The sequence below is a fragment of the Citrobacter sp. C348 genome (genome assembly GCF_047467975.1).
GTDB lineage: Bacteria > Pseudomonadota > Gammaproteobacteria > Enterobacterales > Enterobacteriaceae > Citrobacter > Citrobacter gillenii.
The window spans coordinates 15,999-37,865 of the sequence record NZ_JASJUJ010000018.1 but is presented as its reverse complement, the minus strand read 5'-3'; the positions used below and the strand labels follow the sequence as shown (position 1 = coordinate 37,865).

Below are 21,867 nucleotides of genomic sequence, written 5' to 3'. Positions count from 1 at the left end.
CAAAATACGGCAGTGACGACTGTTATTGCCCCGGACGTCATAGCATCCGGGGCTGTTGTTATGGCGTTTTGGTGCTCACGTCAGGTCACAATATGATTTTGTTGGATCAGCTCATCGAGCGTGGTGTGAACGTTCTCCAGTGTCACAAGGCTGGTTGATTGATAGGTGGCGCCCGTACCGTCGCGGTCGATGGACACCACGGTGTTGTTACCGCTGGTGGACACGGTGAGATAATTGCCGAGCGTGGCGTTCTGCCCGTTCCAGCCCACCAGCAGGTCGCCGATATCGATTTTGTCACCCTGCGCCAGCGAGAAGTTGCTCCAGGTGTCCGCGGTTCCGTTGCCGCCGGTTGCATTATTGGCGCTGAGCAGGTGGTAAATCAGCGTATCGCCGTACGCGCTGCCGATAACCCGATCGGCCTCCGCGGTGCTGATCACCTGTGGATTCATATCGATGGTCAACGTGGCGCTATCGGTATGTCCTTTTTGGTCGTTAAGGGTGTAGTTAAACGTCTCTTTGGTCTTGATGGATTCCAGTGAGACATCGCTGTTGAGGGTATAGGTGTAATGCCCATCAATGCCCATTGTCAGTTTGCCGTACAGTCCATTGATGGTGGCGCTGGCGGTGCTGCTGCCCAGTGGATCCAGCGTGGCGGTACTGCCGCCAGCGCCGTTCACCGTCAGCAAGGTGTGCACGCTGGCGATATGGTCGCCGTCATAGATGTTGCCGGTGACGCTATTGACGCCCGCGGTTTCGAAGTTATCGAGATCGATTATTGTCCCTTTCACGCTGGGGGTGATGGTGATGGTGCCTAGCCCCAGTGCACCAGCGTTGCCGGTATAGTCGAGGCGATAGTTCCCGGCGTGCAGCACCAGTCCGTTCAGGGCAATATCAAGATTGCCGCCGATCAGGAGCCCGCCGTTGAAAGTATCCCCGGCAACTTTAACGCCATTGCTGTCGTACAGCGCCCAGGTTACGTTTAGTCCACCCAGCGTCAGTCCTGATGCCACGTTAAAATGCAGCACCACGTTTTGCACCGCTGTACCCGCTGCGACTTCAACTGTTCCGGTACCACTTTTCGAGCTGGGTCCCAGCACAGTGGTCCAACTGGCCGATCCCACGCTGGTATCACTAAAGGGCTGAGACGTGTCCTGCAACGTCGTGACCGCCATCTGGCTGCTGGTGTCGTTCACCGCGTCCAGCGCCAGCGGGGTTGGTTTGATGTTCAGCGATGCGCTGCCGGTATCGCCATTTTGCGCCTTGACCGTATACACAAAGCTGTCCGGCGTATTGATGCTGTCCGCGCCCAGTCCGCTTTTCAGCGTGTAGCTGTAGTTCCCCTTCGCATCGATAGTGAGTGTGCCGTACTGTCCCTCAATACGGGTTGTGCCTGTTAAATTGACTGCGACGCCGTTCACGTCGGTGATAACCGTACCGGCGGGCGCGGAATCATTGGCCAGAATATTACCGTTGGTTGAGGCACTCAGACTGTCCACCGCATAGGTGTGATCGGCCTGAATATTCAGGGTGTAGCTGGTTAACAGCGCTAGACCGCCGCCGGCGTTCAGCAGGAACAGGTAGTCACCGCCCGGCAGCGTGATGGTGTAATCTTTTGATTTTCCACCCAATACTGCCGTGACCCAGTTGGGTTGTACCCGATACTGCTCGTATTGCTGAATAGCGTCATTAAAACGGTAGACGTACAGATCAAAGCCGCCGAGCGTTACGCCGAGAACGTCGGCCTGAATCGTCAGCGTGCGGGTGGCGCCATCTTCAACGTTGAACTTGATGGGGTTGGTTAACCCGTCGACCAGGCTGACGTCCAGCACATTCTCCAGGCCTACGCTGGCGAGTGTAAAGCCGGTTTGTTTTGATGGTCCGTGGTCGACCACGCTGACCTCGGTGCCGTAGGTCAGTGAGGCCACATCGTCTGCCGCCGTTACCGTGCTGGTCGTCGGCCCCTGTCCCAGTGCCACCACCAGCTTCGCCGAAGAGTGGTCGTAACCGTGCGTCAGCGTATAGGTGAAGCTTTCAGAGCGACCGTATACCGAGGCGTTTTTATCGGTAAGGGTGTAGGTATAACTCCCGTCCTGATTAATATGCAGGGTACCGTATTTACCCTCTACATCAGCCCCGCCCAGCGGAATGTTCACCACATTACCGTTGCCATCGGTAATCGACGTCACCCGGGTGCCGGATGGGGCGTTATCCTGCCCGTTGGTGGGGTCGGTATCGGTGATGATATTGCCGGATTCGCTGGTGCCGCCGGTTATCGTTCCGGCGCTGGTTTTGACCACCGCCACGTCCAGACTGGTGAAGGCCCCGGTTGCCAGCAGGCTGGTGTTGTAGCTGACGACACGGTAATCCCCACCGGTAAGCCCGCTATAGTTGAGCGTCACGCCGGAGGCGCTGAGCGTCAGCAGGTCGGCAAAATCGGCTTTACCGGTATCGACCACCGTCACCCAGGCGTTGAGCGTGGAGTCAAAGCGCTGGATAACAATCTCCATGGTACTCAGCAGCGACAGCACAATGCCGGTTGCTGCCGCGTTGATGGTGATGGTGCCGCTGCCGCCGGTCTGGATGTTGAAGTTGACGAGGGCGGTGTTGTCTCCCAGCACCTTCAGCACATTATCCACCGCACCGACCAGCAGGAAGCCATAATCGCTTTTGTGCTCGTTGGTGACCGTGAAGTCGGTTTGTAGCGCCAGACGAGTGACGTTGTCTTCAGCCAGCAGCGGTAAGACCGGTGCGAGGATGCTGGTCGGCGTTGAGGTGTTGCCTGCCGCGTCGGTCGCAGTAGCGGACAACGACTGGCCCTCAATCTGGCGTACCGGCAGGGTGATGCTGTAGACCCCGCTGCTGTTGGCGACCGCTGTGATGCTGCCGCCTCCGGGCAGGGAGATAGTGACCGTACTGCCTGCTTCGGCGATGCCGCTGACCGTGCCGCCGTCGGCGCTGATCAGCACTGATGGCGGCGGTGGTGGCGTGGTATCGACAATGACGTTAAACGCGCCAGACAACACACCGGAACCGTTGGCGTTAGCCGCACTGGCGGTAAACGCGTGGTTGCCTTCACTGAGCGCGCCGGAAGGGGTAAAGCTCCACAGTCCGTTGCCGTCCGCGGTTATGGTGCCCATCAATGTTCCGTTGTTGTACAGGCTGACGATGGCGTTAGCTTGTGCCGTGCCGCTGAGCATCGGACGGGTGTCGTTGGTGGTTTTTCCGGCGGCGACGTTGCCGGTGACAGTACCAATGTCATCAAAAACGCTGGCGATAATCGGAGCGGGTGGCACCCCGGTAAACGGGGCCAGCGCGTTGCCAGGTGTGCCGGTATTCCCGGCGGCATCCTGCGAGCTAACCTGTAGCGTTTGTCCGCTGATCTGTGGCGGGTTGAGGGTAAAGGTGAAGTTGCCGGCGGCGTTGGCCGTGGCGGTGCCGAGCACGGTGCCGCTGCTGGTCGTGACGATCACCGTGCTGTTGGCTTCCGCAACGCCGGTCAACACAGTACCGTTGGCGTTAACCGCAAGAGCGGTGGGAATACCTGGAGCGACGGTATCGACCACAATCGACGAGGCAGCCGACATGCCGCTGGTATTCCCCGCGCTGTCCGTTGCGCTGATAGTAAAGGTATGCGTGCCCTGACCCAGCGCGGCAGGCGGGGTGTAGTTCCAGTTGCCGCTGCCATCCGCCGTCACGCTGATGACAAAGTTGCCGTTGTCATAAATATCAACCCGGGCATTGGCCTCCGTGGTGCCGTTTAACGTGGGGCGCGCGTCATTGGTGGGCTGGTTGTTGCCAATCGACCCGGTATTGGGACCGACATCATCAATAATGCTGCTAATCGATGGCAGCGTGGGGGCGGTGGTGTCCACGTTAATCGTAAAGCCCGCCGTTGCACCGCTGGTGTTGCCCGCGGGGTCGGTGGCGGTGATGGTAAAGGTGTGCGAACCATTCCCCAGCGGCGTCGTTGGGGTAAACGACCAGCTGTTGTTACTTTGCACGAGGGCGGTGCCGAGCAGCGTGCTGCCGTCATAAATATTGACGGTGCTGCCCGCTTCGGCGGTACCGTTAAGCGTAGGGCGGGCGTCATTGGTCAGTTGCCCGTTGCTCAGTGCGGCATTAAACACGCCGCCAGTGATGTCATCCATCACTGAGGTCAGGATCGGCGTTGATGGTGCAACGGTATCAACGTTGAGAATAAATCCGCTTGAGGAGGCGCTGACGTTTCCGGCCGCGTCAGTGGCGATGGCGGTAAAGACATGCTGGCCGTTACCCAGCGTAGTGGACATAAACTCCCAGGTACCGTCTATTGTTGCAGTAACTGTTGTCAGCAGCGTGCCGTTGTCGTAAATGGCAATCCGGGCGTTGGCCTCCGCAGAACCGCTCAGCACGGGGCGGATATCGTTGGTCCAGGCACCGCTTGACAGCGTGCCTGTGCCCGGTTGTACGTCATCAAAGGCCTGGATAATGGTGGGTGCCAGCGGGGCGACGGTATCCACAATCAAGGCAAACCCGGCAGATGACGTGCTGACGTTGCCGGCCGCGTCGGTGGATGTCACCGTCAACGCGTGATTGCCGTTACCCAGCGCGTTTTCCGGTGTGAAATTCCATGCGCCGTTTCCGTCTGCGGAAACCGTGCCGATAAGCGCACCGTTATCGTAGATTTTAACCGTTGAATTGGCCTCCGCTGTGCCGTTAAGGGTAGGGCGCGCATCGTTTGTCGCCTGACCGTTGTTCAGATTTCCTGTTAGTGGGCCGACATCATCGCTGACCTGGGTAATAACCGGCGTGTTCGGTGATACCGTATCAACCGTGAACGTAAAGCCGCTGGAGGCCGGGCTGGTATTGCCCGCGCTGTCGGTGGCAGTGGCGGTCAGCGTATGCGGACCGTTACTCAGCGCATTCGTTGGGGTAAAGCTCCATGTACCGCCTGCGCCGACAATGGTGGTGCCAATGGGCTGACCGTCGCTCAGGACGGTAATGGTTGCGCCAATTTCACCTGTTCCGCTCAGTGCTGGACGGGTTTCGTTGGTTGCCTGACCGCTATTGATTGGGCCGGTAGTGGGCGCCGTATTGTCCTGCACCACGCTGATGACCGGTGCCAGTGGGGCAACGGAATCCAGTTCAAGGGTAAAGGCGGAGGAGGCCCCACCCGTATTACCGGCCTGGTCTGTGGCTGTTGCGGTGAAGACATGCTGCCCCTGACCCAGCGCGTTTTCCGGTGTGAAGGTCCAGTTACCGGATTCGTCTACCCGCGCGGTACCTATTTCGACACCCTTATCTTTTATCGAGATAGTCGCCCCGGCTTCCCCTTTACCGTTCAGTGTTGGCTGCGCGTCGTTAGTCAGTTGCCCGTTCGTCAGTGAGGTATTTCCTGGTTGGTCGTCAATCACCGAGGTGATGATTGGCGCGGCTGGCGCCAGTGTATCGACAACCAGCAAGAACGGTGGCGTTGCCGGGCTGATGTTGCCCGCGCCATCGGTGACGGTTGCGGTTAACGAGTGGCTGCCTTCACCAAGAGCAGGATCGGGCGTAAAGCTCCAGTTGCCTTCTGCGTCGCTGGTGGTGGTGCCGATTACCGTACCTTTATCAAGAATAGTGACGACCGAATTCGCCTCGGTCACGCCTTCCAGTGTTGGGGTGTTGTCGTTGGTTGACTGCCCGGAGGTGAGCGTCTGAGCGCCGCCGACGTTGTCCGTCACCGTCACAATGGACGGCGCGTCCGGGAGTAAAGTATCAACAATGATGCGGAAATTGTCGGAGGCCGCGCTCTGGTTGCCCGCGGCGTCCGTTGCGCGCACGGTGAAGTCATGCGGGCCCTCGCCCAGCGCGTTGGTCGGGGTATAGCTCCAGAGTCCGCTGCTGTTGACCGTAGTGGTGGCGTAAATATTATTGCCATCGTAGAGCGTGATGGTTGCGCCCGGTTCACCGGTACCGTTGAAGGTTGGACGCGAGTCGTTAGTTATTTGCCCTTTATCCAGCGAGCCCGTGCCGGGCGACACGTCGTCGATGATGCTGGTGATGGTGGGTGCCAGCGGGGCGTCGGTATCGATGGTGATGGTGTAATTGGGCGACTGGCCGCTCTCTGCGACCCCCACAGTTTGCGACACGGTGAAGTTATACCCGGTACCGTTTGTCAGTGGCGTGGACAACTGATAACTCCATGCGCCGGAGGTGGCGTCGGCGGTCACCGTATCGAGCAGGGTTCCATTTTGATAGATATTTACCGTTGCCCCCGCGGTGGCTTTTCCTTGCAACAGTGGCAGGGTGTCATTGGTGGTTTTACCATTGCCAATCACCCCCATGATGGGCGCGACGTCATCAACGATCTCAAGGGTCGGAGGAATCGGCTGTCCTGAGTTCGATGCTAAAAATGACGTTTCATCGCTTTGATTTCCGGCGGGGTCCTGTGCAATAGCGGTCAGCGACGCCCCTGATGTTTGTGCTGGAGAAAGGGTGACGGTGAATTGTCCCGTTATAGCATCGGCAGTTGCGCTGCCTAATACCGTCGACCCACTTGAAATAATGACGGTACTACCGGGTTCAGCTGTTCCGCTGACGCGCGTTCCATCTGCGTCAATGAGTGTAATTAATGGTGCATTTGGGGCCAGGGTATCAAGGTTTAGCGTGACGGGGGTCGTAGTGGAAATACTGTTTCCGTTGCTGTCTTTCGCAACAAAAGTGAGCGTATTTTCACCTTCACTAAGCGGTACATTTATGTTCCATGATCCGTCGACGCCGACCTGAACGAACGCTATGGCATCAGGTAGCCCATTGCTATAGATGTAAATGGTACTGCCAGCAATACCGGTTCCACTGATAGCCGGAGAGTTATCGTCCGTTACGCTACCGGTACTCAATACCCCGGTAATGACACCGTGATCGTCCTCAATATTGGTCACGATGAGTGGGGTGCTGTTTACCGTAAACGAGACGCTGTTTGAAGCGTTGCTGGCATTTCCTGCCGCATCGGTGGCGATGGCGGTCAGCGTGTAGCTGCCGTTGGTTAGCGCCGGGCTGGGCGTGATACTCCAGATGCCGCCTGCGACGGTAGCTGTGCCAATTACCGTACTGCCATTGTACAGGGTGATGATGTCACCGTTGGAGCCGGTTCCGCGGATGGTCGGCGTGGTGTCATCCGTCACCGCGCCGGCGGCGAGATCGCCTCTGACATCGCCGACGTCATCATTAACCGCGGTGATAACCGGCGGCGCGGACGGCGTCGTATCGATGCCCAGGGTGACGGCATCCGAATGCGGGCTGACGTTGCCCGCCGGATCGGTGGCGGTGAGGGTGACTTGATAGCTGTCCGGATTAATCGGGTCGGTTGGCGTAAAGCTCCAGGTGCCATCCGCCCCGACCGTCGCCGTGCCTAGCGGTTCTGTTCTGCCGTCAAGATAGATGGCGATAACATCTCCGGCACTCCCGGTTCCGCTGAAGGTTGGCGTGGTATCGTTGGTGATGCCGTTAGTGATAATGCCCGTTATCGGATTGGCATCATCAGTGATGGTTGGCGGCTCTGGCTTCGTGGGCGGCAGGTTATCTACCGTCAGCGTAAAGCCGGCGGACGGGATCCCCGTGTTGCCAGCCATGTCCGTCGCTGTGGCGGTGAATTTGTGTGGACCGTCTGTAAGCAACGTTGGAGTAAAGGTCCAGGTGCCGTTTGGCTGCACGGTGGCCGTACCCAGACGGACGTCATTATCAAAAACGGTAATTGTCGCACCCGGCTCGCCGGTGCCTGACAGCTTGGGGTTGTCGCTTTTGGTGCTCCCGCCGTTAGCCAGCAGTTTTGTCTCACTGCCAATAAGTCCTTCCGCCGAGGTGATAACAGGGGCGGCTGGCGGCGTGGTATCAATCGTCAGCGTGAAATTACCGGCACTGCTGGCGTTACCCGCTTTATCTGTCGCAATAGCTGACAGCGCGTGTGGACCCTCACTCAGCGGTTGAGTGACCTGAAAACTCCAGCTTCCTTCCGGCGTCACTGTGGCAGTGCCTATGGGGGTAGCCCCATCGTAAATTGTGATCGTGGAATCTGCGACTCCGGTGCCTTTCAGCAGCGGCAGGGTATCGTCTGAACGTCCGCCATTGGCCAGGTCGCTTTGCAGACTGCCTACGTCGTCCGTGGCGCTCGAAATAATGGGGGCATCGGGCGCTTTGGTGTCGACCGTTATGATGACAGGGGGGGCGGTGACGACGTTACCGGCGGCATCCGTTGCGGTCAGCGTAAAACGGTGGGTGCCTTCGCTAAGGGCCTCATTGGCTGGCACGCTATGGCTCCAGGTGCCTGTTCTGTCGATAAGAATAACCATCATCTGCAGGCCATTATCATACAGCGTCACCAGCGAGCCGGGTTCACCGGTTCCCGAGAACGTTGGGGTTTTGTCATTGGTGACCCCGTTGTTCGCGACGTTACCGGTGATGCTGCCGACGTCATCGTTGATAAGCGTAATGGCCGGCACGGTGGGGGCGATACTGTCGACAATGATTTTCCAGCTGGCGGCACTGCTGGTGTTACTGGCGGCATCGGTAGCTGTCACCGTAAAGACGTGCGCACCCTGCGCCAGCGCGGTGGTGGGCGTATAGTTCCAGTTGCCGTTGAGATCGGCGGTGACGGTCGCGATCAGGTTACCGTTATCGTAAATCTTAACCTGAGAGTTGGCCTCGGCAGTGCCTTCAATTTTGGGTTTATCGTCGTTGGTCAATCCATTGTCATCAATGCGGCCAGTGTAATCCGCAACATCGTCTGTGACGGCGATAATAATCGGCTGTTCGGGTGCAGTGAGATCTGGTGCTATTGCTGAAGTTGGCAGACTTTCGTTGCCTTTGCCGTCCGTGGCGGTGACGGTAACCGTCTCACTGTTGATTTGCGCCGGTGCGATTGACACGGTGAGGTTGCCGCCGCTGTCCGCCTGGCCCTTGCCAATAATATGACCATCGCTGTCTTTGACGGTGACGGTACTTCCGGCCTCGGCGTGGCCGCTCACCGACCCTCCATTTCCAGCGACGATAACATCTGTCGGTGCATCCGGTGCCGTGGTATCCGGCGCGGTGACGGAGGCATTGCCCCCTTTGTTACCTGCTGCATCGGTCGCGTTTGCCGTCAGGATCTCACCATTCGTCTGCGGCGGTACCAGCGCTGCGGTGAAGTCCCCCTCTGCAGTGGCTGTCGTTGTGCCAATGATATTGCCGCGTGGATCCAGAATATTGACCGTACTGTCAGGCTCGGCCTTGCCGGTGACCTCGTTGCCCGCGCCATTAATCACCAGGTTTGTAGGCGGTTGTGGGGCGGTGATGTCCGGCGCAACTGCCGTTTCTGGCGGACTTGAGTTTCCTGCGGGATCGGTCGAGATGGCTGTAAGCGTTTCGCCATTGGTCTGCGGCGGTTTGATGGTAATGGTAAATGAACCATCCGGCCCGGCGACGCCGCTGCCAATGGGGATATTTTTACTGTCGGTGATCACCACGGTATTGCCGGGCTCGGTTTTCCCGGTTACGACAGCACCATCTGCCGAGACGTTGAGATCGTCAGGCGCAGACGGCGGCAGAGTATCAATATTAATGTTGAATGCGGTCGACATTCCCCCGGTACCCGACTGGTTGGTTGCGGTGACGGTAAAGGCGTTCGGGCCGTCATCCAGCGGTGAGCTTGATGTCCAGCTCCAGTTGCCGTTGCCGTCAGCCTGTACGCTGTCGACCGCTACGCCGTTGTCGTAAATATTCACCGTGCTGTTGGCGTCAGCGGTACCGGAAAGCGTGGGCTTGTTATCGTTAGTCGCCTGATGATTGCTCAACGGCCCGGTTGACGGGGCGACGTCATCCATCACGCTGACGATAACCGGTACGCCAGGATAGCCTGAGTTCTGAGCGTTGAATGGGGTGTCTGGCCCGACGTTGCCGGCTTCGTCATGAATTTTTGCGGTAAGTGATTCACCGTGGGTCTGCGACGGTGAAATCGCGATGCTGAAAGTGCCGTCCTGGCCTACAACGGCCGAACCCAGCAGCAGATTATTACTGCCGATAATACTGACCGTGCTGCCTGGCTCTGCGCTGCCGGTGACCGTTGTCCCTTCCGGGTTGACGTTGGTAATCGCTGCCGCCGGAGGCGGGGTGATATCGACAGTGAAGCTGGGCACGGTGGTTTTTGCACTGACGTTACCTGCAGGGTCGGTTTGCGTCAGCGTCAGATTGTGAACGCCTTCGCTCAACGGCGTATCCGGTGTGAATGTCCAGTTACCATTCTCATCAACCTGCGTCATGCCAATCAGGATACCGTTGTCGTAGACGCTGATGAAATTGCCGGCAACACCGATACCAGAGAGCGTCGGCGTGTCATCGTCGATCACGGCGTTACTGGCGATAAAACCTTGAATGGATCCGACATCATCGAGTTCCTGAGAGAGAGCAGGCGCATCAGGGGCGAGGGTATCAATGATAATAACCCAACTGTTTGACATGCCACTGCTGCCCGCGCTGTTCGACGCGCTGACTGTAAACTGGTGGGTACCATCCGCGAGAGGGGGAGATGGTGTAAATGACCAGTTACCACTGGCATCGATGGTGATCTGGCCAATCTCTTTGCCATTATCGAAAATATGCAACGTGGTATTCGCCGTTCCCGTCCCTTGAAGCGTAGGGGTATTGTCGTTGGTGGACTCCTGTTGATTGACAATGCCAGTAATCAGCTCCTGGTTATCGACTACGCTGGTGATGACGGGAACGCCGGGGAGCGCTGGCGTTGTTGGTGGGGTTCCACCGTCGCCATCGCCATTTCCACCGCCGGGGTTATTACCGTTGCCGTTGCCATTTCCCGGATTATTTCCATTCCCGTTCCCGGGATTATCACCACCACCACCACCACCACCACCACCACCACCGCCACCCGCCGCGAGGGCAATTCCGCCCGCCGCTGCCACGCCGCCGAGAACCCACGGCCAGACTGCGCCACCGTCATGACTGCCTTCAGCCGCCATCAGCGGTGTGAGATCGTCCAGGTGCTGGAAGTGGAACGCGCCGTCGGTATCCTGAACCCACCAGAGAGCACCGTTGCTGTCTTCGAGAACGAGTTGGCTTTTATCACTGCCGTTTGCGACATAGAAGTTTTTAATCGTGATTACATCGCCTGAACGGAGCGTGACCACCAGATCCTGGTTAATACGGGTCATTTGGCTGATGTCTTCACGAGAAACGGAGAGCTTTACGATGGACGGTGTACTGAGCCTCACTTCGGAGGTTTCAATATTCGTAGATACACCAGTCAACTTTGATACAACGGCGATATGACGCATATGTTCACTCCTGATGGCTTGTCGGGGATTAATCCGCAACAACGTTCCGGGAAAACGAGCAGACAGATGCCCCGTTCATCCTGAAGATGAATTTACACATGTGGTTTTATTGATTAGGTCACAGAGATGCCGGTTTGTTTATCAAATAAAATTTGGCCTCGACGCGAATAGTTCTTTCGTATTAGATGATATAGTCAGAAAGAAAGTATTCTGCAACTTCTGCCTGTTAAAAATACATAGTGATATTTTAGATAGGTTCGTGTAAAACACCGCTACAAAATGAGGACTTGATTAACCTATTGTATTTTATGTGTTTTGTTTTTAATTTCTGGCGTGAGTACATAATAAACATTAGTGATAATAATGTTATTAAAACGAGGTGAAATAGATGGTGGTTATTCTTGAAGTTTTATTTTTATTGGACTACAGACATCATGAAATAACATGGTGGTTTTATTAATATTTGAACGATTTAGCAGTATTTAACTATAAGTGCGGTGAATATATTGATGGGGCTTCAATAACTAAATAATAAGGACCAGTCCCATAATGAGAGACTGGTCACAAAATAAAGGTGTCATCTGCCAGCATTTTTCATAATACGTGCTTTGTCCACCTGCCACTCACGCTCTTTCACATCGGAGCGTTTATCGTGTTGTTTCTTACCTTTAGCGACGCCAATTTTCACTTTGCACCAGGCATTTTTCCAGTACAGTGACAGCGCAACTACGGTATAACCCTCGCGGTTCATTCGACCATACAGCGAGTCGAGCTCGCGCTGGTTTAACAGCAGTTTACGGGTACGAGTGGGATCGCAGACCACGTGCGTTGAGGCAACTGCCATCGGGATAAAGTTGGCGCCAAACAGATAAGCTTCACCGTCTTTGAGAATAACGTAGCTGTCACTGATGTTGGCTTTACCCGCGCGCAGGGATTTGACTTCCCAGCCCTGCAGAGCAAGTCCAGCTTCGAACTCTTCTTCAATAAAGTATTCGTGTCGTGCACGCTTGTTAAGCGCGATTGTGGCTGAGCCAGGTTTGTGTGCTTTTTTCTTCGTCATAATGCCGCTCAGTATAGGTAATCTGGAATCGAAAAACACCCCATTTCATCCAGCGGGGCGCAAGGCGCTATCTTAGCACGAGTTGGGCTATAGCGTTTTTTTTAGCGGATGATAAATGGTATTATTTGTTCGATTGATATAGATGGAAATTGTTATGCCTCAGATTAGCCGGACCGCTTTAGTACCTTACAGTGCGGAACAGATGTATCAGCTAGTGAATGATGTGAAATCCTATCCCCAGTTTTTACCGGGTTGCACCGGAAGCCGCGTACTGGAATCGACTCCTGGACAGATGACGGCAGCGGTGGATGTGTCTAAAGCAGGGATCAGCAAAACGTTCACCACGCGCAACCAGTTGACTAATAACCAGAGCATTCTGATGCATCTGGTCGATGGCCCCTTCAAAAAACTTATTGGCGGGTGGAAGTTTACGCCGCTCAGTCATGAAGCGTGCCGTATTGAGTTTCAGCTTGATTTTGAGTTCACTAATAAGCTCATTGAGCTGGCGTTTGGCCGTATCTTTAAAGAGCTGGCGTCGAACATGGTGCAAGCCTTCACGGTGCGTGCGAAAGAGGTTTACAGTGTCAGTGTCAGCTAAAATGGTCGTCGAAGTCGCGTATGCGCTACCCGAAAAGCAATATTTACAGCGCGTGACGCTGCAAGAGGGCGCGACGGTTGAAGAGGCCATTCGCGCGTCTGGATTACTGGAATTGCGCCCTGATATCGACCTCAGCAAAAACAAAGTGGGGATCTACAGCCGCCCGGTAAAACTTGCTGATGCTGTGCATGATGGGGATCGGGTAGAAATTTACCGGCCATTGATTGCCGATCCGAAAGAGTTGCGCAGGAAGCGGGCGGAGAAGTCTGCCAACAAATAGCAATAAAAAAGGTGCTCAGCGAGCACCTTTTTTTGTTATCTGAAGACCTACTTATTGATTACCGGTCAATGCGGGCTTGTTATCAATGTTGGTCAATACACCATTGCTGTTAAAGGTCAGCGTCAGCGTTTGCTGCGTTACGCCTTCATGTCCCGGTTGCTGACGGAACACATAGAACCAGGTGTTGGTGCCAAAAGGATCGGACATCATCGGTGTACCCAGAGCATAAGCAACCTGCTGTTGCGTCATACCGACACGAACTTTGGACACATCGTTAGCGGTCAGATAGTTTCCCTGGTTGATGTCAGGACGGTAAACCACTCGCTCCAGAGTGGAACAGCCTGCGGTCAACATCAGTAGTACTGCTGCAGCAGCAGTCAGCGTTTTACAGCGCATAGTGATTTGATTCCTTTTCGGGCCCGAGCAGTACGCGGCTCATATGTAATATGCCGATGATAATAGACCTTTCACCACTTTAAAACCTTTTGCTGTCGGGTCGGACGGCGATTTTATGTTGAACTCAGACCGTTACAAGAGAAAAAAGTTTATGCTGCCAGCAGTTCTTTTGCATTTGCGAGGGTATTGCGCGTCACTTCGCTACCGCCAAGTAAGCGAGCGAGCTCCTGCAGGCGCGCGCGTTTATCCAGTGGTTGCATATGTGTTTCGGTCATCGCGCCGTCGGTTTCTTTGCTGACGTAGAAGTGTTGATGTCCGCAACCGGCAACCTGCGGCAGGTGCGTGACGCACATAACCTGCGTCGATTCACCGAGCTGGCGCAGTAGTTTGCCGACGACCGCGGCTGTTGGACCGCTAATACCGACGTCAACCTCATCGAAAATCAGCGCCGGGGTTTCCATTTTACGCGCGGTGATCACCTGAATAGCCAGTGCGATACGCGACAGTTCCCCACCAGATGCGACTTTTGCGATAGGCTGCAGCGGCTGGCCTGGGTTGGTGGTGACCTTAAATTCAATGCGATCGGCACCGTCTACACTCAGATGGTGTTCATCAAACTTCACCTCAATGCAAAAGAGTCCGTGCGGCATAGAAAGTGCGTGCATGCTCTCTGTAATGAGCTGCCCTAACTCCTGAGCATAGTGTTGGCGCTGGTGGTGCAGCGTCTTTGCTGTTTCCAGTGCCAACTGGTGATGAGTGTTCACCGCCAGAGTGAGGGTTTCGAGTGAATCAGCCTGATCGTCAAGTTGCTGCTGTTCGTCCAGCAGGGACTGATAGAACTGCGGGAGCGCTTCAGGCGCGACATGGTGTTTGCGCGCCAGAGAGATTTGTTTTGCGATGCGCTGCTCAAGCTCGAATAACCGGTTAGGGTCCAGATCCAGCCGGTCACAATAGTGGCGCAGCTCGTCGATGGCTTCGCTGAGTTGAATGGTTGCCTCTTCGAGCATGTCCAGAATACCGGAAAGCTTATTGTCCATACCCGCCAGTTCGCTGACCAACTGCTTTGCCGTGTACAGCTGGCTTTGCAGATTAGCGTCCTCGCCGTCTGCCATGATAGCCAGCGCCTGTTGGCTGGTGGTGAGCAACTGTCCGCTGTTAGCCAGACGCTTGTACTCTTCATCAATCTGCTCAAACTCGCCCGCCTGCGGGTTAAATTCGTTTAGCTCTTTCAACTGGTACTGCAACAGCTCTGCCCGGGCAGCGCGTTCCTGGCTTTGCTGCTGATGATGTGCCAGGTCGCGGCAGCTCTGATGCCACAGTTGATAGCGCGTCGCCATTTCCTGAATGAGAGATGCCTCATTGGCATAGCCGTCCAGCAGGGATTTTTGGTGTTCAGATTTCGTCAGCAGTTGATGCGCGTGCTGGCCGTGGATTTGAATCAGCAACTGACCGAGCTCGCGAAGCTGCGACAGCGGTACTGCTGTGCCGTTGATAAAACCACGGGAACGCCCGTCGCTACTGATAACGCGGCGTAGCAAGCACTCACGGCCTTCTTCAAGCTGGTTCTCTTCGAGCCATTGCAGCGCCGCGGGTGTATCTTTCAGGGAGAAACGGGCACATAGATCGGCACGTGTGGCGCCAATGCGCACCATGTCGGCATCGGCGCGTCCGCCAAGGCACAAACCGAGGGCATCAATGGCAATGGATTTACCCGCCCCGGTCTCACCGGTGATGACGGTCATTCCGCTCTGAAAATCGATCTCAAGTTCACGAACGATAGCAAAATTGCTGATGGTCAGTTGTGCCAACATAGCTGTTTTCCTGTATGAAAAACCATAACTGTAATTACATACAGTATAAACTGGTTTTTTATACAGTAAAGAGGCTGGCGTTAAATTAAAACAATTTTTTTGACCAGCCTAGTTTGGTGCTTAATGTATTGAAATAGCTGTAGTCTTTAGGGTGAATCAGGTTTAAATGATAATCACAGCGGCGAATCAACACGTCTTCACCTTCCTGGATAGGCAGGGCAATCTGGCTGTCGCAGCTGATCTCGAGATCGCTGCGGCGATGCGAGAAGCGCAGGCGAATGGTGCTGCTACTGTTGATCACCAGCGGTCGCGCTGAGAGCGTGTGCGGGAACATCGGCACCAGCGTAATGGCATCCAGAGAAGGCGTCAGGATGGGACCGCCGGCGGAGAGCGAGTAGGCGGTAGAGCCGGTTGGCGTGGAAATAATTAGCCCGTCGGACCGCTGCGAAAACGCAAAGACTTCGTCGATATAGACTTCAAATTCAATCATGTGCGCGACTTTACCCGGGTGCAGCACTACTTCATTGATCGCGGTACTGATACGCTTCTGGCAATCTTGCTGGCACACCTGGGCTTCAAGTAAAAAGCGCTTTTCACTGATGTAATGGCCTTCCAGTACGTCGGCTAATTGCTGATGGGCATTGTCCGGGTCAAGGTCGGTGAGAAAGCCCAGGTTGCCACGGTTGATCCCGATGACCTTAATGTCATAGCGTGCCAGGGTGCGCGCAGCGCCGAGCATATTACCATCTCCGCCAACCACGACCGCGAGGTCCGCCTGCTGACCAATTTCTGCCAGCGTGCCGGTTTGCACATTTTTCAGCTGCAGCTCGCGGGCAATTTGTTGCTCCACGATAACCTGATACCCTTTTGTGCACAGCCAGCGGTAAAGCATTTCATGTGTGGTCAGTGCAGTGGGGTGGCGTGGATGCCCCACAATGCCAATACACTTGAAATGTTTGTTCATTTTCTCGAGGTCCTTGTAGCGAAGATGAGTGACAATGTGAGTACTTCCCTTGAATCCCTGAATCTTATCCCCATAATAAGCCAAGTTAGCGAGATGAATGCGAAAAAACGCGGAGAAATTCATGAGTAGTAAAGAACAGAAAACGCCTGAGGGGCAAGCCCCGGAAGAAATTATCATGGATCAGCACGAAGAAGTTGAGGCGGTTGAACCAGACGCTTCTGCTGAGCAGGTGGATCCGCGCGATGAAAAAATTGCGAATCTGGAAGCTCAGCTTACTGAAGCCGAAACGCGCGAGCGTGACAGCGTGTTGCGTATGAAAGCTGAAATGGAAAACCTGCGTCGTCGTACCGAACTGGACGTAGAAAAGGCGCATAAGTTCGCGCTGGAAAAATTCGTTAACGAACTGCTGCCGGTGCTTGATAGCCTGGACCGTGCGCTGGAAGTAGCGGACAAAGAGAACGATGCCATGTCGGCGATGATCGAGGGTATCGAACTGACCCGTAAGTCGATGCTGGATGTGGTGGCGAAGTTTGGCGTACAAGTGGTTGCGGATATCGATGTGCCGATGGACCCGAACGTGCATCAGGCGATTGCCATGGTTGAGTCTGACGACGTTGCGGCCGGTAACGTTCTGATGGTAATGCAGAAAGGCTATACGTTGAACGGACGTACCATCCGCGCGGCGATGGTGTCTGTGGCGAAAGCCAAGGGCTAATCAGCCTGTCGCGCCGGGTCATGCAGATGCGTTACCCGGCGCGATATTATCATCTCTGGTCCGCCACGCTCTCCCGCAGCGGTTTTACCGGCAAGACCTGCACCTGTTTAATCATATTATCCTGTACGTCGAGAATATCGATATCGTACTGGCCAATGCGCACCCGCGTACCGGCCACCGGGATCTCTTCCAGCGCTTCAAGAATAATCCCGTTCACGGTTCGCGCATCGTCTTCCGGCAGGTGCCAGTTAAAGGCTTTGTTGATTTCGCGCACGTTGGCGCTGCCGTCAATAATCACTGAACCGTCATTTTGCGGGGTGACTTCCTCGGCAAGCGTGGGGGACATGGAGGTGGTGAAGTCGCCGACAATCTCTTCCAGGATATCTTCGACCGTCACCAGGCCCTGAACGTCGCCATATTCGTTAACCACCAGGCCAACTTTCTTTTTATTGCGCTGAAATTTGATTAGCTGGGTGCTGAGCGGCGTGCCTTCCGGGACGTAATAGATCTCATCAGCGGCGCGCAGCATGGTTTCTTTGGTGAATTCTTTTTTCTCTGCCATCAGACGCCAGGCTTCGCGTACGCGCAGCATACTAATGGTGTCGTCCAGCGAGTCGCGGTAGAGCACAATGCGGCCGTGCGGTGAGTGTGATAGTTGACGTACGATTGATTTCCAGTCGTCGTTGATATCAATCCCGATGATTTCGTTTCGCGGCACCATGATGTCGTCGACGCTGATTTTTTCCAGATCCAGAACCGACAGCAGCATATCCTGATTGCGACGTGAGATTTGCGAGCGTGATTCATTCACCAGCGTTCGCAGTTCGTCTTTACTCAGTGAACCACTTACCACGATATCCGTTTTGATGCCCATCATGCGCATCAGCAGACGGGTAATGGTGTTCAGCAACCACACCAGCGGCATCATCAGAATTTGGAGTGGTGCCAGTAAGAAACTGCTGGGATAGGCGACTTTTTCGGGATACAGCGCGGCGATGGTTTTTGGCAGCACTTCAGCAAAAACCAGCACCACAAAGGTCAGCACCCCGGTGGCAATCGCCACGCCCGCATCGCCATACAGACGCATACCGACGATGGTACCAAGCGCGGAGGCGAGGATGTTGACCAGGTTATTGCCGATGAGCACCAGGCTTATCAGGCGGTCCGGCTTGCGGAGCAATTTTTCAACACGCTTCGCCTGACGGTTTCCCTGCTTGGCCCGGTGGCGCAGGCGGTAGCGGTTCAGGGTCATCATTCCGGTTTCGGAGCCGGAAAAATAGGCAGAAATAACCACCATGATGAGGAGCGTAATAATGAGCGTGGTGGTGGAGATGTGTTCCACGTAGGGTTCCTTAAAGACTTAACTCACAAGCTGCTGCAGTATACGACTACCGAAATAGGCCAGTGTCAAAATGCCTGCACCTGCGACGTTAAACCAGACGACACGACGTCCGCGCCAGCCCTCATGGTAATGCCCCCACAGCAGAACGATATAGACAAACCATGCCACGATAGAGAGCACGGCTTTATCAATATTTTCGGTACTGAACAGGTTGTGCATGTAAAACAGGCCAGTGCACAGGGTCAGGGTCAGCAGAACCACGCCTATCTGAGTGATGTGAAACATTTTGCGTTCAATGCTCATCAGCGGCGGCATTTCATTGTTGAACGCCAGTTTTTTGTTTTTCAGCTGATAATCGATCCACGCCAGCTGCAGCGCGTACAGGGCGGCAATGATCAGCGTGGCATAGGATAAGAGCGAGAGTCCGATGTGGATCATCATGCCCGGCGTGGCTTCAAGGTGGGTGATGTACTCGTTGGGCATAAACGTGGCGCAGGCCAGATTGATTAATGCAAACGCATATACAATCGGCAGCAGTAGCCAGCCGCGATTGCGCGAAGCCACAATGGTCATTACCGTGCAGATCATCAGGCTAACCAGAGAACCGACGTTCAGCAGGCTCAGGTTTTGTCCACTCTCGCCACCGGGCAAAATACGTGCTTGCAGGGCGAAAGCGTGGCACACCAGCGCGATAACCGCAGAAAGGATGGCCATACGCCGCCAGCCGCTGTTCTTTTGCAGCAGAGCGGGAACGATCAGCGCAAGGCTGACGGAATAGGCAACAAGGGCGAACAAAGCAAAAACGGGCATATAAGCGTCGACAGTTGACCAGTGATAAAGAAAAGCAGTATAGCGTTACGTGACCGCTGCTCCAACCGTTGCATAACAACAAAGGCGGCTTCATGTTATACTGCGACAAAATTCTGTTGATGTGTCGTGCAAGCGACCGACCGTTTCCACCCCAGGCGAGAGACAATGTTTGATAATTTAACCGATCGTTTGTCGCGCACGCTGCGCAATATCAGTGGCCGTGGACGCCTTACTGAAGACAACGTTAAAGAAACGCTGCGCGAAGTGCGCATGGCGCTGCTGGAAGCTGACGTTGCGCTGCCGGTAGTGCGTGAGTTTATCAATCGCGTAAAAGAGAAAGCGGTTGGTCATGAAGTTAACAAAAGCCTGACCCCGGGTCAGGAGTTCGTCAAAATCGTTCGCAGCGAACTGGTTGCGGCGATGGGCGAAGAGAACCAGACCCTGAATCTGGCCGCTCAGCCACCGGCCGTGGTGCTGATGGCGGGTCTGCAGGGTGCCGGTAAAACGACCAGCGTGGCGAAACTGGGTAAGTTCCTGCGCGAGAAGCACAAGAAGAAAGTGCTGGTCGTCTCTGCCGACGTTTATCGTCCGGCGGCGATCAAACAGCTGGAAACGCTGGCTGAGCAGGTTGAAGTCGACTTCTTCCCGTCTGACGTCGGCCAAAAGCCGGTCGATATCGTTAACGCTGCGCTGAAAGAAGCGAAGCTGAAATTCTACGACGTGCTGCTGGTGGATACCGCCGGTCGTCTGCACGTTGACGAAGCGATGATGGACGAAATCAAACAGGTCCACGCGTCTATCAATCCGGTAGAAACGCTGTTTGTTGTCGATGCCATGACCGGTCAGGATGCCGCGAATACCGCAAAAGCCTTCAACGAAGCGCTGCCGTTAACCGGTGTCGTGCTGACGAAAGTCGACGGTGACGCCCGCGGCGGTGCCGCACTCTCTATTCGTCATATCACTGGTAAGCCGATTAAGTTCCTCGGTGTTGGCGAGAAAACCGAAGCGCTGGAGCCATTCCATCCGGACAGGATTGCTTCGCGTATCCTCGGCATGGGCGACGTACTGTCGCTGATCGAAGATATCGAAAGCAAGGTTGACCGCGCGCAGGCTGAGAAGCTGGCGACCAAGCTGAAGAAGGGCGATGGTTTTGACCTGAACGACTTCTTAGAACAGCTTAATCAGATGAAAAACATGGGCGGCATGGCAAGCCTGATGGGCAAGCTGCCGGGCATGGGGCAGATCCCTGACAACGTGAAATCGCAGATGGATGACAAAGTGCTGGTGCGTATGGAAGCGATCATCAATTCGATGACGTTGAAAGAACGTGCCAAGCCGGAAATCATCAAAGGTTCGCGTAAGCGCCGTATCGCTCAGGGCTGCGGTATGCAGGTACAGGACGTTAACCGCCTTCTGAAACAGTTCGACGACATGCAGCGCATGATGAAGAAAATGAAGAAGGGCGGGATGGCCAAGATGATGCGGAATATGAAGGGCATGATGCCGCCAGGCTTCCCTGGGCGCTAATTTTTCCGGCCTGGCTCACTGGCTATTTCGGCACCGGGGTGTGCTCGCCATCCTCACGTACTGCGTGTACGCTGCGGTGGCTGCGCGCACGCCGGCACCGAACTCGCTGCGCCGCCGACGGCCTTCTACGGCAGATTTATTAACTGTTGATTGCTTTTTTCTCAGAAATCAGTAAAATTTTCGGGCTTTTAATATGACACCGGGTCCCTTCCCTCGATGGGGCCCGGTGTTTTATTCACACAAGAGGATGTTATGGTTACTATTCGTTTAGCTCGTCACGGCGCTAAAAAGCGTCCGTTCTACCAGGTTGTTGTTACTGACAGCCGTAATGCACGCAACGGTCGCTTCATCGAGCGCGTTGGCTTCTTTAACCCAATCGCTAGCGAAAAAGAAGAAGGCACTCGCCTGGATCTGGATCGCATCGCTCACTGGGTTGGCCAGGGCGCGACTATTTCTGATCGCGTAGCTACGCTGATCAAAGCAGCAAACAAAGCAGCTTAATCTGTCACGGTGGTCATGATGAGCAAGCAACTCGCCGCACAGGCGCCCGTAGAACCCATAGTTCTGGGGAAAATGGGGTCTCCTTACGGTATCCGTGGTTGGCTCAGAGTGTTTTCTTCCACTGAAGACGCCGAAAGCATTTTTGACTATCAGCCCTGGTTTATCCAGAAGGCGGGTCAGTGGCAGCAAGTACAGCTGGAAAGCTGGAAGCACCACAATCAGGATCTGATCATCAAGCTGAAAGGTATTGAGGATCGGGATGCGGCGAATGTACTGACGAATTGTGAAATTGTCGTAGATTCCTCGCAGTTGCCAGCGCTGGATGATGGCACTTACTACTGGAAAGACCTTATGGGTTGCCAGGTAGTGACCACTGAAGGCTACGAACTCGGTAAAGTCGTCGATATGATGGAAACCGGATCGAATGACGTCATCGTCATCAAGGCAAACCTGAAAGATGCGTTTGGTATCAAGGAACGTTTAGTGCCGTTCCTCGATGGGCAGGTTATCAAGAAAGTCGATCTCGCTACTCGTACTATCGAAGTAGATTGGGATCCTGGTTTTTAAACCACCGGATA

Annotated in this window: 13 protein-coding genes; 6 read left to right on the top strand and 7 right to left on the bottom strand. The window is 54.9% G+C overall.

What is annotated here, in order from left to right; translation table 11 throughout:
• Positions 1–80 precede the first annotated feature (80 nt).
• Both QNN86_RS23145 and smpB read right to left on the bottom strand, forming a co-directional pair.
• Entirely contained in the window at positions 81–11,285 is an 11,205-nt protein-coding gene (locus tag QNN86_RS23145) for a BapA/Bap/LapF family large adhesin (RefSeq protein WP_414212380.1), read from the bottom strand.
• Between the two features lie 577 nt (positions 11,286–11,862).
• Positions 11,863–12,345 (bottom strand): SsrA-binding protein SmpB, encoded by a 483-nt coding sequence (gene smpB / locus QNN86_RS23140; protein WP_096759347.1) that lies wholly within the window; start codon positions 12,343–12,345, stop codon positions 11,863–11,865.
• 154 nt (positions 12,346–12,499) lie between these two features.
• Between smpB and ratA the strand changes: the two genes are divergently transcribed.
• Both ratA and QNN86_RS23130 read left to right on the top strand, forming a co-directional pair.
• The gene (ratA, locus tag QNN86_RS23135; protein ID WP_115257733.1) at positions 12,500–12,943 is read left to right on the top strand and encodes a type II toxin-antitoxin system toxin RatA; all 444 of its coding nucleotides are present in this window, start codon (positions 12,500–12,502) and stop codon (positions 12,941–12,943) included.
• Position 12,944: 1 nt separating this feature from the next.
• Positions 12,945–13,223, top strand: a complete 279-nt coding sequence (locus QNN86_RS23130) for an RnfH family protein (RefSeq protein WP_217439082.1) — start codon at positions 12,945–12,947, stop codon at positions 13,221–13,223.
• A gap of 51 nt (positions 13,224–13,274) precedes the next feature.
• Here the strand turns inward: QNN86_RS23130 and bamE are convergent, their stop codons facing one another.
• From bamE to nadK, 3 genes are all read right to left on the bottom strand, one after another.
• A complete protein-coding gene (bamE, locus tag QNN86_RS23125; protein ID WP_115257734.1) occupies positions 13,275–13,619 on the bottom strand; it encodes an outer membrane protein assembly factor BamE in 345 nt (114 codons plus the stop codon).
• A gap of 149 nt (positions 13,620–13,768) precedes the next feature.
• Entirely contained in the window at positions 13,769–15,430 is a 1,662-nt protein-coding gene (gene recN, locus QNN86_RS23120) for a DNA repair protein RecN (RefSeq protein ID WP_414212379.1), read from the bottom strand.
• Between the two features lie 85 nt (positions 15,431–15,515).
• Positions 15,516–16,394, bottom strand: a complete 879-nt coding sequence (gene nadK / locus QNN86_RS23115) for an NAD(+) kinase (RefSeq protein ID WP_096756091.1) — start codon at positions 16,392–16,394, stop codon at positions 15,516–15,518.
• A gap of 121 nt (positions 16,395–16,515) precedes the next feature.
• Here nadK and grpE point away from each other — a divergent pair, with 121 nt between their 5' ends.
• Positions 16,516–17,109: a nucleotide exchange factor GrpE gene (gene grpE, locus QNN86_RS23110; RefSeq protein ID WP_181617629.1), complete on the top strand. Its 594-nt coding sequence runs from the start codon at positions 16,516–16,518 to the stop codon at positions 17,107–17,109.
• Positions 17,110–17,158: 49 nt separating this feature from the next.
• On the opposite strand, the gene QNN86_RS23105 is transcribed toward grpE, so the two are convergent.
• On the bottom strand, positions 17,159–18,451 hold the full coding sequence (locus tag QNN86_RS23105; RefSeq protein WP_181617628.1) for an HlyC/CorC family transporter: 1,293 nt from the start codon (positions 18,449–18,451) through the stop codon (positions 17,159–17,161).
• An 18-nt stretch (positions 18,452–18,469) separates the two neighbouring features.
• The gene (locus QNN86_RS23100; RefSeq protein ID WP_181617627.1) at positions 18,470–19,261 is read right to left on the bottom strand and encodes an inner membrane protein YpjD; all 792 of its coding nucleotides are present in this window, start codon (positions 19,259–19,261) and stop codon (positions 18,470–18,472) included.
• A 165-nt stretch (positions 19,262–19,426) separates the two neighbouring features.
• On the opposite strand from QNN86_RS23100, the gene ffh reads away from it, so the two are divergent.
• The 3 genes from ffh (at position 19,427) to rimM (ending at position 21,856) form a co-directional block, all read left to right on the top strand.
• Entirely contained in the window at positions 19,427–20,788 is a 1,362-nt protein-coding gene (gene ffh / locus QNN86_RS23095; protein WP_096756094.1) for a signal recognition particle protein, read from the top strand.
• A 252-nt stretch (positions 20,789–21,040) separates the two neighbouring features.
• Positions 21,041–21,289: a 30S ribosomal protein S16 gene (gene rpsP, locus QNN86_RS23090; RefSeq protein ID WP_003031228.1), complete on the top strand. Its 249-nt coding sequence runs from the start codon at positions 21,041–21,043 to the stop codon at positions 21,287–21,289.
• Between the two features lie 18 nt (positions 21,290–21,307).
• Positions 21,308–21,856: a ribosome maturation factor RimM gene (gene rimM, locus QNN86_RS23085; protein WP_115257736.1), complete on the top strand. Its 549-nt coding sequence runs from the start codon at positions 21,308–21,310 to the stop codon at positions 21,854–21,856.
• The last annotated feature ends 11 nt before the right edge of the window (positions 21,857–21,867 follow it).